We start from the raw sequence: 12256 nt of genomic DNA, 5'->3' as shown, positions 1-12256 counted from the left end.
CACAGCACCTTCCTCGCCGGGCACTACGCCCCGCGGGTCAGGCCGGAAACACCGTTAGATCCACAGTCCCGCCTGCCTATGTCCCGGAGGCCATGTATGCGGCCAGGATGTAGTTGGGGTGCCGGTCGAGGTTCTTGCGGGCCCGGTCGTAGCGCATGGTGGTTCGCGGGTCGGCGTGGCGGGCGGCGGCCTGCACGTCGCGCAGGCTGACGCCGGCGTCGAGCATGGTCGTCACGAACGTGTGGCGCAGCATGTGGGGATGCATCTTCGGCATCCGGATTCCTGCGGCCTGGGCCAGGTGCTTGAGCCGGCGGGTGGCGGCGTGCCGGTCCATCCACACGCCGAGGGTGTTGCGCAGGATCGGCCCGCTGGTGCGGTCGTCGACGGCCCGGTCGATGGCGCGGGCCACCGCGGGTGGCAGCGGGACGAGCACGACCTTGCCACCCTTGCCGCGCCCTTCCACCGCCCGACGGGTGTTCATAGGCGCGGAAAGTGGGCAGCTGCGGACCATGAAGACTGCACTGCGAAACGTCCGCGTGTTCGACGGCAGGCAACTTCTCCCGCCCGGCACGGTGGTGCTCGATGGCGACCGCATCGGATCCGACTCCTCGGACGCCAAGATGGCCGTCGATGGCGCGGGGGCGGTGCTCCTACCCGGGCTGACCGACGCTCACCTGCACCTCGACGGGCGGTCCGCGCTCGAACGGCTGGTGCGCTTCGGAGTGACCACCGCCCTGGACATGGCCAACGCCCCGCCGGAGTTCGTCGACTCGATGCGCGGGATCCGGGGGCTCACCGACATCCGCAGCGCCGGCACGGCTGCGCTTGCCCCAGGCAGCATCCACTCGCACATCCCGGAGATCGGCGAGCGTGGCCTGATCCGTACCGCAGGCGAAGCGGAGCGGTTCGTGACCGAACGGTTCGCCGAGGGCTCCGACTTCCTGAAGATCCTGATCGACCTGCCCGGGCCCAGCCTCGACCGGGCCACCGTCTACGCGCTCGTCGCCACCGCACACAGGCTCGGGCGGCTCGTCGTGGCGCACGCCCTCTCGTACGAGGCCGCGGAGGTGGCGCAGGCGGCCGGGGTCGACGCGATCACCCACACGCCGCTGGACCGGCCACTGGACCGCACCGCTGCGGACCGGATGGCGGCCGCGGGTCGGATGCTGATCCCCACGATGGTCATGATGGAGGCGTTGACGGCACCGTCGACACCCCCGGAAATGTTGGCGGAGTGGGCGATGCCCGACGCAAGCTATGACAGCGCGCGGGCGAGCGTCGCCGCCGCGTATCGCGCCGGCGTACCGGTCCTGGCCGGCACCGACACCAACACGGACGCCGAGGCGCCGGGGAACTTTACGTTCGGCGACAGCCTGCACCACGAGCTGGAACTGCTCGTCGACGCCGGCCTCAGCACCATCGACGCGCTGCGCGCCGCGACGGTACTGCCCGCCGAACACTTCGGCCTCACCGACCGCGGCGTCGTCGCGCCGGGCCGGCGGGCCGACCTGGTGCTCGTCGACGGCGACCCGCTGCACGACATCCGCGCCGTGCGGTCGGTCAGCCGCGTCTGGTGCGGCGGCATCGAGCACACCCCGGCCCGCCTGGCCAAGCAGTCGTAGTGCGGCGCTGGCGGTCCAAACCTTGCGGACCGACATACGTACGCTGGGCGGTGGCAGCGCCAGTCAAAGGCGGTGCCGGCGGTGGCAACGCCGGGCGAGGACAAACTCCGGGCGAGGACAACGCCGGCCGAAAGTGGCGCGGGGCAACGGCGACGCCGGGCGAAAACGGCGCCGGACCTCGGCCGCCACGGACATCAGAAGCGTCGCCGGACCCGCGCCGGTCGCGGCGCCACCCACAGACGTTGATCGGTCTAGCCTCGCGTTTCAAGCTCCAAACGAGCGTAGATCAGTCAACGAAGGTGACCGGCGCCGTACCTGCAGGCCGCTGGTGGCGGGCAGGTACCGGGCCAGTCGGGTCAGTATCGATGCAATAGGAATATTCGAACCAGCAACTATTCCCCCCACAGCGTCAGCCAAGGGCGCAGTTCGGCGTGCAGACGGCTGGCGGGGTCGGCATGCGGCCTACCCTGCGACACTGGCGCCGCCCGCCGGGTGACACACTCTGGCCGTGGAACCGATGCGTATCGTCGAGACCTCCCCGGGCAAGTTCTCGCTGATGCTCGACGCCGGAACGACCGACGTCGACGAGGTGATCGAGGAACTCAGCCATGAGCCCAACGGATACTTCTGGGAGGGCATCGCCCAACTGCTGGTCGACACCGAGGCACCACACCTGGAAGGGCGCTTCGACTACGACCCCGAGGGCGACACGTTCGTCGCCCACGGTTCCGATCGGCCGGCGCTCGATGAGCTGACCACCCTGATGACCGCAGTGGCGACCGACGCCGATCGGCTGCGGCGGCTCGTCGCGCTCGCTGAGGATCGCGGCTTCGAGTTCGACGACTGATTACCGCGCAGCCCAGCTCAGGGCAAAGGTTGGTCACGCGGATCGCGGCAGAAGAGTAGCCGCGTCCGATGAACTCGGGTGCGCCGGGACGGCACCCCGGCCGCAAAAGCGTTGGTCCTTTCCGCCTGCATAGACCAAACTGCGCTCGTGAATGCCTACTTGAACACCGAACGTCTGACCTTGCGCCGCTTCACCGCCGCCGACGCGGACCTGTTGATCGAACTGGACAGCGACCCGGCGGTCATGCGCTACCTGACCGGCGGCGAGCCGACCGCACCGGAAGACATCCGCGAGCGTGACCTGCCGAGCATCCTCGCCGGCTACGAGAGGTGGGGCGGCAACTTCGGGCTGTTCGCGGCGGAGGACAAGGACCGCGGTGCCTTCGTCGGCTGGTTCCTCCTGCGTCCCGAGCGGGGAGGCCCGCTGGACGAGGTCGAACTCGGCTACCGGCTGCGCCAACCGGAATGGGGCAAGGGGTACGCCACCGAGGGCTCAAGGGCCTTGCTGAGCAAGGCGTTCACGGAGCTTGACGTGCGCATGGTCTGGGCCGAGACGATGGCCGTGAACGGCGGTTCGCGGAAGGTGATGGAAAAGGTCGGCATGACGATGACGGACACCCTCGACACTCCCCCGGACATGCAGATGGTCGAGGGCTCTGAGGACGGGGGTGTGCGGTACGAGATCACCAAGGAGCAGTGGGAACAGCACTAGCCACTGCCCCGCGCCGCTTGCCGTTAGGAGACGGAAGCCGACCAGACGCCCCAGCAACGCGTTGGGCACATAAGCAGCATGTTGCGCGGCATTCGCCCATCGTGCACGAACATCGGCTGGCTGACATCCTCAATTCGACATGAGCGTGCAGCCGACCCAGCCTTCACGCTGTCCGCGGAAGCGCCCCTCGACGACCTCGGCCACGGCTTCGCTGTCGCCGCTTTCCGCCACCGTGAGCAAGGCACGCTCCTGGTCTAACGAGATCCCGACGTGCACCCCAGCATGCGGATCACTCTCCGAGCCGGAAAACCGTTTGAGCCCTCCTTCCGTGTTCCCGTAGGTTGCCGGTGCCCCGTCGCAGCGAGGACAGAGGACAAACCGCGTGACCCCGCCTGCCCTTTAGACCTGACGCCTTCTTCCGCGCATCTACAGGCCGACCCTCCCGTCGGTTCTGCCGGGCTGCCCGCGTGCGCCCGTTCATGCAGCGTTTGAGGCCGCGCGCAATCGGCCTCGTGTCAGGTCTTCAGAGAGATCATCATGTCTTCACAACCTCATACTGTGCTGCCCTGGATCGTTCGCCGGACCAGGCTGCCTCTGCTGTCGTTGCGGTGCGTGGACTGCCGGTCGGAGTCGGCCACCACCGGCGAGGGCAGGTTCCGCGTCAACGCCAACGGCAAACTGCTGGACGTGTGGCTGCTGGTCCGTTGCGTGTCCTGCAATCGGACGAGCAAACTCACCGTGCACGAGCGAGCGCCGGTCAGATCCTTCGAACCGGCGTTGCTCGACGGCTACCACGCCAACGATCCGGAGCTCGTGGCGGCCACGCTGCTGGATCCGCTGCTCGCCCGGCGCAACCGGTTCACCCTGGACTGGCAGGGGGCCTGGCAGCTGGACACCCCGCCGGCACGGCTCGACGAGGCGTGGCCACTGCAGGTGGAGGTCGACTTCGAGGATCCGGTGCCGGTCCGCCCGGAGCGGCTCATCGCGCAAGGGCTGCGCCTCAGCAGAAACGAGGTACTGCGCCGGATCAAGTGCGACATTTCCCTGCGCCGTCCGACGAGCGCCGGATTCACTTTCATCGTGATGAGGGATTCGATGAACTGGTTTGCACCCCTAGCGATGCGAGTCGCAGCCGCTACCACGCCAGATACGCGTACAGCGGGAATCAGAAGTGGGGACGTAGGCCGGCTCGCTTATGTCCCCACTTCTGGCAACATCCGTTCGTTGCCGTCTACTGCATTCTGGCTTGATCAAATTCACTCAACTCGGCATGTCCGGATGGATGTGCGCGCTGGCCCGACCCGGGCCGACTCGACTCGACTCGACGAACAGGGTCACACCCAGTCAGAGCATCTGCCGGACGGCATCCAGAACACGCCAGTGCCGGCCGATGTCGTCGTGGTCGCCGGCGTCGGGATTATCGCCGTCCAGGACCAGGTACGTCGGGTTCAGCGCGCGCAGTCGGTGCAGGTCCCGTTCGATCTGACGCAGGTCCCCTCTCCGGTGCGGCGCTCGGCCTCCGCGACCGCCGCACCCTGAGCCGGAGCGTCACCCGTGGCGTCGGCGCGCGGACGCCCCGGTCCTCGTTCTCGGCGACCTGCCTCAGCATCGGCACGCCCTCGTGCTCCAGCCAGTCGACGTTGACGTCGAGAGCATGCCAGGCGGTGCCGAGGTGCACGGCCCGGCGGATCGCGGGCCAACTATGGCTACCGACGCAGACCGGCGGATGTGGAGGCTGCACCGTCGCGGGCCGGTCCCGGTGTCGCCGGTGATGGCAGTGATGGCGGCGACGCTCGAAACCCGTCCACCGCGACCAGCCGGGAACACACCGTAGATCTACTGCAAATCGCCTCTAGCGGTCAAGATGGACATCGATTAACGTGAATATTCCAAGCTCGCTACAAGGAGGTGTCCGATGGCAGGATCCGCCACACCCCGCCGCACCTGGCTCCTCAGGGCGCTTGCCCTGGCGGCGGCCATTCTGGCCGTCGTGGCCGTGTCGGGGACAGCGCCGACCCGCGCGTTCGCCCACGGCAACATCATCGACGCGCCGTCCCGCAACTTCGGCTGCTGGCAGCGGTGGGGCAGCAACTTCCAGTCGCCGGAGATGAAGACCCAGGACCCGATGTGCTGGCAGGCCTGGCAGGCCAACCCGAACACGATGTGGAACTGGATGAGCCTGTACCAGAACGGGATGGCCGGAAACTTCCAGGCCGCGGTCCCGGACGGGACGCTGTGCAGCATGAACCACGCCCAGGGTGGCCTCGGTGACTCCCTCGACGCGGTCGGCAACTGGCAGGCCAAGAACATCGGCCGCAACTTCACCCTGACCCTGCACGACCAGGCCAGCCACGGCGCCGACTTCGTCCGGGTCTACGTCACCAAGCAGGGCTTCAACCCGACCACGCAGCGACTGGGCTGGGGCAACCTGGACCTGGTGACGACGGTCGGCAAGACGCCAGCCTCACAGTGGCAGAAGGTGACCACGCCGACCAGCGGCGTCGACCTGAAGATCAACGCCACGGCGAGCCACTCCGGGCGCGCCGTCGTGTTCACGATTTGGCAGGCCAGCCACATGGACCAGGCGTACTTCTTCTGCAGCGACGTAAATATCGCCTGATGTCACCGCCGGTCACGCTCGCGGGTCGCGTCGCAGGACGCGGCCCGCGAGTCGCATGTCGAGTCACCACGACCCGACGCGGCTGTTGCGGTGGCGGGCATGGCACGCCCACTCAGGGCCTCCGCCAGGCCCGGATCAGCTCAGCGAGGCGGTCCACGGCTCGGTCCGACCCGGCGAACAGGGACCGACGCGAGCACCACGGGACCGCCGAGGGCAGTGGTTCCGGCGATCGACACCGTAGCGTCGATGGACAGCCGCGCGGCGACGGCGGTACCGACCTGGAGGCGATCGCCACCCAGTGGGCATGGATGCGGGCTGGTGATGCCTGTCCGGGCCGGGATCGGTGCTTGTGTTCGAGGTGCCGGGGGTGGCGGCTATCGGCACACGGCGGTGGCGGTGTCACCGACGAGGGTGTCGACGGTGTCGATGACCTCCTTGAGGTGGGGTCGTCGGCGGCCGAGCCGGTCGGCCATGGTGGTGATGCGCCGGTCGAGTTCGCCGGCGGGCAGGCTCATGATCATCGTTGGACTCGATGGGGCTGCGCGGCGAGACTGGCCGTGGGAGGTTATCGATGACAGACACAGACGACGCCACCATCGCGCGTCCCGAGGCCGCCGACGTGGAGGTGCTGCGCTACGCCGCCTTCCCGGACGGGGCCGCCGGCGGGAACCCCGCGGGTGTGGTGCTGGACGCGACCGGCCTCGACGACGCCACCCGCCTGGCGGTCGCCGCCGCGGTCGGCTATTCCGAGACGGTGTTCCTCGAACCCACCGAGCGGGACGGGGCATTCCAGGTACGGTACTTCAGCCCACTGGCCGAGGTGGCGTTCTGCGGGCACGCAACGATCGCCGCCGCCGTCGCCCTGGCCGAACGCCGCGGCGGCGGGCCGCTGCTGTTTCAGACGCTCGTCGGCGCGGTCGAGGTGAACACCGGTGAGAGCGATGCCGGTTGGACCGCCACGCTCACCAGCGTCCCCACCCGTACCCGGCCCGCCTCGGCCGAGGAACTCGCCGCCGCTCTCGCCGCGCTCCGCTGGCGCGCCACCGACCTGGACTCCCGGTACCCCGTGCATGTCGCGTACGCCGGCAACAACCATCTCGTCCTCGCCGTGTCCGACCGCACCCGGCTGGCGGACCTGCACTACGACTACGACGCGCTGGCAGCCCTGATGGCCGAGCGCGGCTGGACCACGCTCCAACTCGTACATGGCCACACGCCGCTGCTGTTCTCCGCCCGCAACCCGTTCCCGCCCGGCGGTGTCGTAGAGGACCCCGCCACCGGAGCGGCCGCGGCCGCCTTCGGCGGCTACCTCCGGGCGCTCCACCTCGTGGACCTTCCGGCGCGGATCACGCTCCTTCAGGGCGCGGACATGGGCAGCCCCAGCCGCCTGCTCGTCGACGTGACCGGCGACGACGACCGCGTGCGGGTGACCGGCGGCGCCAGGCCGATCCGGTAGGGAGGCAAAGGCTCACCCCGTGGTCCCCGCTGCCCTGGGAGCGGCGGGGACCGGCACCGGTCAGCCGCACGACCTTGCCATGCTCAAGGCCGCCACTCGACAACGCCGCCACTCAACTCAGCCGCTATCGGAGCCTGCTCAACCGTGCTGCGCCGCAGCCGTCCGCGGGCCGTCGGTCACGGCCGCCCGCTGGTCGATGCGCACCCGCGTGAGCGACGAGACCCACCGCACATCCAGCCCGCCAAGCGCGTTCTGCGATGCGGCGTCACTCGCCTCGCACGCCGCCGTGCGATCGCGACCCGATACGACAAGGTCTCCCGTGCGCTACCAGGTCGTATGGCACATCACCGCGACCAACGGATGGCTCTGACCCGCCTATGGAAGCGGCCTGGGCCCGTCCGCTATTCGGGGTCCGGGCGGCGCAGCGTCAGCGACTGGAACCGGTGGTCACCGCCGACGTCGACGGTGTGGAAGTCCACGACATCGAACCATGCGGTGGCGAAGCCGAGCAGCTGCTCGTCGGTGCGCCACGAGAAGAAGCGCGGCGGCACGTGCTCATCATCGTCGATGGGACCCTCGGCGCTCTCGTTCCTGCCGTTCCCGCCGTACACGCCGTACACGCCGACGAAGAAGAACCCGCCGGGGCGCAGGACCGCCCGGATCCCCGCCAGGACCGCGGGCAGGTCGCGGTTGGGCACGTGCAGCAGGCAGTTCATCGCGTACACCGCGTCGAACGAGCCGACCGGGACGTCCAGGTGCAGGAAGTCCATGACGTGGGCCTCGATGCCCTTGGCCCGGCAGTGCTCGACCATCACCGGTGAGAGGTCGGACGCGACGACGGCGAAGCCCTCCTCCTGGAAGTAGGCGCTGTCCTGCCCGGTGCCGGCGCCGATCTCCAGCAGCCGCGTACCCGGTGTCAGCCGGTCACGAAACGCCCGCCGCTCCGCCAGCTTCCACGGCGTCTTGGTGATCCCGTCACGCCAGGCGGCGCGCGCGTCGTACGCCTGGCGCAGCGGGCCGAGCACCTCGTTGTACCGGACGGTCATGTAGGCCATTGTCGACGGCTCGGGGCGGTAGCGGCGTCCCGTCGCGACGCACCCCGGGTACGTCTCGCCGGAAGGAGTGGCCTGCCGCTGACGATGCACGAGTTCGACAACGGCGTCGCACACTGGCGAAACAGAACGAGATGGCCGTCGGACTTCCACGACACGTTCTACAAGCGGCAGGCGGCAGGCGGCAGGCGGCCCACCTTGATCATCGAGCTCGACGCCGAGGCTAGAGTGCGCCAGGTGGCCTGGGCGTGGATCGTTCTCCGCGCAACGTGGGGCCTCGAACGCGGTTCCCTGACGTGAGTGGAGAGGAGCGTAGGCCCATGTCCGGCTGGCTGTCACCGGAGAAGGTCGCCGACGTGACGCGAGCGCTGGACCTGGCCGGCGTGTTCGCCAACGGCCTGCTCGGCGGGGTACTCGCCCGGGACCGGAAGCTGGACCTCTTCGGCTTCCTGGTCATCGGCGTCGTCTCCGGTCTGGGCGGCGGGATCGTCCGCGACACCCTGCTCCAGCACGGCCCACCCGTGGCCTTGACCGACTACAGCTACCTCGCCACCGCCGCCGCCGGTACCCTGCTCGCCTTCCTGCTCGACCTGCGCCGCCACACCTCCGGCCTGGCGTTCAACCTGATCGACGCGGTAGCCCTCAGCGTCTGGGCGGTCGCCGGAGCACAGAAGACGCTCGACGTCGGACTGGGCTGGCTGCCCGCGGTGCTGCTGGGGACCATCACGGCGGTCGGCGGCGGGGCCATCCGGGACCTGCTGCTGGCCAGAACGCCGGCCATCTTCGGCGGAAACTCCCTGTACGCGACCGTCGCGGTACTGGTCAGCGGCGTCATGGTCGGGTGCAGCCGGCTCGACTCACCCACCATCGGCATCGTCGCCGGCATCGTGGTGGGCACCCTGTTCCGGGCGACCGCGTTCGTCCGCGGCTGGGTGCTGCCGGGCAGCCGCGACTGGCGAGCATCATCGGCGCGGGACGGGAATCCCTGACGCGGCCGCCATCGGCGAACAGGCGTACGCGAGGTTCAAGGCGGCCGACGGTGGAGGCGGCGAGCGGGTCGTCGCCCACCGACGTCACACCCGACCGCGTGCCGACCGCCACTCCGGCGCGAGCACCGACCAGATCTCGATGTCGTGGCGCTTCCCCCGGTGCAGGTAGCTCTCCCGCAGGACGCCGTCTTTGGCCATGCCGAGCCGCCGGGCCACGGCGATGCTCGCCTTGTTCCCCGCCGACACCCGCCACTCCACGCGGTGGATGCCCCGTTCCTCGACGGCCCAATCGATGATCACGCGCGCGGCCCGGGTCACCAGCCCCTTGCCCGCCGCCGACGGTTCCAGCCAGCAGCCCGCCTCGGCAGTGCCCTGCTCGACGTTCATCGTCCGGAAGAGGACCCCACCGACCAGCGTGTCCTTCAGCCAGATGCCGTAGATCCGCCCGGCGTCGGACGCGGCCTTCTCCGCGTACGACCGTAGAAACGAACGGCTCGACTCCACGTCCGTGACGGCGTCCGCCAGCCCGATGTACCGCCCGATGAACTCCCGTCCGCGGTCCATGTGGGCCAGGAACTCCTCGGCCCGCCACGGCTCGAACGGACGCAGCTCCGCGCCGTCGTCGCCCAGGGACACCGTGAACATCGTCGCCCTCCCCCTCCACCGGAATCGATGGATGTCGCGGAGGGATCTTCTCATGGGCGTGTCACGGCCCCATCCGCCGCCCGTGACGACATCACGTCGACACGAGACCGGACGCTACCTGGCCGGCGGTCAGATGGCCGCGGTCAGTGCCGTTTCTGGTACGCCTTCGGCAGCCGCATGCCCGGTCGGCCATGATCTGCCGCACGCGGTCGGGGTAGTTCGTGATGATGCCGTCGACGCCCAGATCCATGAGGGCCTCGACGGTGGCGGGGTCGTCGCAGGTCCACGGGATGACCTTCAGGCCGCGGGCGTACGCCTCCGTCACCATGGCTTCGTCGACGTAGAAGTCGACGTAGAAGCGGAAGCCGGGGTCGGCCCTGGCGTGAGGGGGCCGTGAACGTTGGCGGACCCGTACCGCCGCATCCGGCCCCGTCGCTGCCGCCGCGCGGAGACGTCAACGGGTGGTGACGGTGCGCGGCGCCGGCGCGTCCACGGGCGGGAACAGCCGTTCGGGCGGTTCCGGTTTGCTGAAGTAGTAGCCCTGGAGCAGGTGGAAGCCGAGGTCACGAAGCGTGTGGGCGGTGGGCAGGTCTTCGATGCCCTCGCCGACGACGGTGAGGCCGAGGCTGCGGGCCATCTCGGCGACCGCGGCGACGATCGTGACGTGGGCCGACGAGTCGTCCATCCGCGTGATGAACCCGCGGTCGACCTTCAGCTCGTCGATGGGCAGCTCGGTGAGCATCGCCAGCGAGGTGTAGCCGGCGCCGAAGTCGTCGACGGAGATGCGTACCCCGAGGTCGCGGATCTCCGACAGCCGGCGGGCGGCCTCGACCGGTTGGGTCATGACCAGGCTCTCGGTGACCTCGACGGTCAGCAGTGCTGCGGGCAGGCCGTGGCTGGTCAGCGCGGCGGCGATGACGCCGACGAGCCGGTCGTCGGCCAGGCACGCGGCGGAGACGTTGACCGACACCGGCACCGCCCGGCCGGCGCGCAACCACGCGGCGGCCCTGGCCACGGCCTCGTCGATGACCCAGTCGGTGAGGTCGACGACGATGTCGGACACCTCCGCCTGCGGCAGGAACGCCGCCGGCGGCAGCAGCCCGCGCGTGGGGTGCTGCCAGCGCAGCAGCGCCTCGACCGCCCGTACCTGTCCGGTGGTCGCATCCACCTGTGGCTGGTAGTGCAGGCGCAGCTGGCCATCGGTGATCGCCGTGCGCAGCTCGGTGAGGATCTGCAGGTCCTCGCCGAGCGGCATGGCGATGTCGTCGTGCCACACCCGCACCGCCGCGCGGTGACGCTTCGCGTCGTACATGGCGGCGTCGGCCCGGCGCAGCAGCGTGGACAGGTCCCGGCCGTGGTCGGGTGCGTAGGCCACCCCGACACTGGCCTCGACGCCGATGCGGACCCCGGCGACCGTGAACGGGCCCTGCACGACGGTGCGCAGCTGGCGGCCCATCCAGACCAGCCGGTCGGCGACCGGCAGCGCGGCGACCTCGGCGGGGAACAGCCGGGTGAGGTCGGGTACGGCCACGACGAACTCGTCGCCGCTGACCCGTACGATCGTGGCGCCGCCGAGCGGTGCCCGGCGCAGCGCGTCGCCGACGTGGCACAGCAGCTCGTCACCGACGTCGTGGCCGAGCGCGTCGTTGATCTCCTTGAACCGGTCCAGGTCCAGCAGGAACAACGCCACCGGCTGGTCCGACTCGTCCAGCACGCGGGCCACCTCGGTCACCAGCACCCGCCGGTTACCCAGGTGGGTGAGCGGGTCGCGGTGGGCGAGGTCGGCGTACCGGCCCGCCAGGTGGGTCAGCAGCTCGTCGAGCCGGGCGACTCCGACCGCACCGTCGGGCCAGGCGACGAGGACGTCGTCGCCACGGCTGCTCTCGGGCCGGTCCAGCGCGCGTTGGGCCGCGGCTTCCGCGTCGGTGTCGGCGTCCAGGCGCAGGGTGATCTCGGGTACCAGCTCTCCGATGGCGTGGCGGGCCAGCAGCAGCCGACCGAAGCCCAGCCGCCCGGTCAGGTGCACCTCCAGCGCCGCCCGCCCGATCAGGTGCAGGCTGCCGTCCGGGGCCCGCACGACCACACCGGGCAGCGCGGCGTCGGCTCGCAGCAGCTCCTCGACCTGCGGGACCGGGGTCGACCACGGTACGGGCTCGACCCCGGTCGCCAGCTCGGCCAACCGCCGGGGCGCAAGGCCACGTTCCTCCATCGCGCCGTCTCACCTCACGTATCGGTGGCGCATGCGAGCGCTTGTTCTCTGCGAGGTCATCGTCGGCAGTGGACACCACCATCTGAGTGATCTTCCCATGTGACC

Annotated in this window: 14 protein-coding genes; 8 read left to right on the top strand and 6 right to left on the bottom strand. The window is 69.8% G+C overall.

Annotated elements, in window-relative coordinates; genetic code table 11:
• Positions 1-76 precede the first annotated feature (76 nt).
• Entirely contained in the window at positions 77-481 is a 405-nt protein-coding gene (locus ACNTMW_RS05800) for a tyrosine-type recombinase/integrase (RefSeq protein WP_426632324.1), read from the bottom strand.
• Positions 482-509: 28 nt separating this feature from the next.
• Here ACNTMW_RS05800 and ACNTMW_RS05795 point away from each other — a divergent pair, with 28 nt between their 5' ends.
• The 5 genes from ACNTMW_RS05795 (at position 510) to ACNTMW_RS05775 (ending at position 5800) form a co-directional block, all read left to right on the top strand.
• Complete coding sequence (locus ACNTMW_RS05795; protein WP_426632323.1) at positions 510-1622, top strand: amidohydrolase family protein; 1113 nt, start codon at positions 510-512, stop codon at positions 1620-1622.
• Positions 1623-2139: 517 nt separating this feature from the next.
• Complete coding sequence (locus ACNTMW_RS05790) at positions 2140-2469, top strand: Imm51 family immunity protein (RefSeq protein WP_426632514.1); 330 nt, start codon at positions 2140-2142, stop codon at positions 2467-2469.
• A gap of 147 nt (positions 2470-2616) precedes the next feature.
• Positions 2617-3180, top strand: a complete 564-nt coding sequence (locus ACNTMW_RS05785; RefSeq protein WP_426632322.1) for a GNAT family N-acetyltransferase — start codon at positions 2617-2619, stop codon at positions 3178-3180.
• Between the two features lie 558 nt (positions 3181-3738).
• Positions 3739-4719, top strand: a complete 981-nt coding sequence (locus tag ACNTMW_RS05780) for a DUF1062 domain-containing protein (RefSeq protein ID WP_426632321.1) — start codon at positions 3739-3741, stop codon at positions 4717-4719.
• A gap of 376 nt (positions 4720-5095) precedes the next feature.
• The gene (locus ACNTMW_RS05775) at positions 5096-5800 is read left to right on the top strand and encodes a lytic polysaccharide monooxygenase (RefSeq protein ID WP_426632320.1); all 705 of its coding nucleotides are present in this window, start codon (positions 5096-5098) and stop codon (positions 5798-5800) included.
• 374 nt (positions 5801-6174) lie between these two features.
• Here the strand turns inward: ACNTMW_RS05775 and ACNTMW_RS05770 are convergent, their stop codons facing one another.
• On the bottom strand, positions 6175-6315 hold the full coding sequence (locus ACNTMW_RS05770) for a hypothetical protein (RefSeq protein WP_426632319.1): 141 nt from the start codon (positions 6313-6315) through the stop codon (positions 6175-6177).
• 56 nt (positions 6316-6371) lie between these two features.
• On the opposite strand from ACNTMW_RS05770, the gene ACNTMW_RS05765 reads away from it, so the two are divergent.
• A complete protein-coding gene (locus tag ACNTMW_RS05765; RefSeq protein ID WP_426632318.1) occupies positions 6372-7256 on the top strand; it encodes a PhzF family phenazine biosynthesis isomerase in 885 nt (294 codons plus the stop codon).
• A gap of 401 nt (positions 7257-7657) precedes the next feature.
• On the opposite strand, the gene ACNTMW_RS05760 is transcribed toward ACNTMW_RS05765, so the two are convergent.
• Complete coding sequence (locus tag ACNTMW_RS05760; protein ID WP_426632512.1) at positions 7658-8311, bottom strand: class I SAM-dependent methyltransferase; 654 nt, start codon at positions 8309-8311, stop codon at positions 7658-7660.
• Positions 8312-8395: 84 nt separating this feature from the next.
• On the opposite strand from ACNTMW_RS05760, the gene ACNTMW_RS05755 reads away from it, so the two are divergent.
• Complete coding sequence (locus ACNTMW_RS05755) at positions 8396-8608, top strand: hypothetical protein (RefSeq protein WP_426632525.1); 213 nt, start codon at positions 8396-8398, stop codon at positions 8606-8608.
• A 20-nt stretch (positions 8609-8628) separates the two neighbouring features.
• Positions 8629-9297: a trimeric intracellular cation channel family protein gene (locus tag ACNTMW_RS05750; protein WP_426632317.1), complete on the top strand. Its 669-nt coding sequence runs from the start codon at positions 8629-8631 to the stop codon at positions 9295-9297.
• An 84-nt stretch (positions 9298-9381) separates the two neighbouring features.
• On the opposite strand, the gene ACNTMW_RS05745 is transcribed toward ACNTMW_RS05750, so the two are convergent.
• From ACNTMW_RS05745 to ACNTMW_RS05735, 3 genes are all read right to left on the bottom strand, one after another.
• Entirely contained in the window at positions 9382-9942 is a 561-nt protein-coding gene (locus ACNTMW_RS05745) for a GNAT family N-acetyltransferase (protein WP_426632316.1), read from the bottom strand.
• Between the two features lie 91 nt (positions 9943-10033).
• Positions 10034-10270: a glycerophosphodiester phosphodiesterase gene (locus ACNTMW_RS05740; protein ID WP_426632315.1), complete on the bottom strand. Its 237-nt coding sequence runs from the start codon at positions 10268-10270 to the stop codon at positions 10034-10036.
• Positions 10271-10396: 126 nt separating this feature from the next.
• Positions 10397-12151, bottom strand: a complete 1755-nt coding sequence (locus ACNTMW_RS05735; RefSeq protein WP_426632314.1) for a putative bifunctional diguanylate cyclase/phosphodiesterase — start codon at positions 12149-12151, stop codon at positions 10397-10399.
• Positions 12152-12256: the final 105 nt, after the last annotated feature.

Origin of the sequence: Planosporangium spinosum (genome assembly GCF_049999945.1) — a bacterium.
Taxonomy (GTDB): Bacteria; Actinomycetota; Actinomycetes; order Mycobacteriales; family Micromonosporaceae; genus Planosporangium; species Planosporangium spinosum.
Note: the sequence above shows the minus strand (reverse complement) of the source record. Positions and strands in the feature narration are given on the sequence as shown.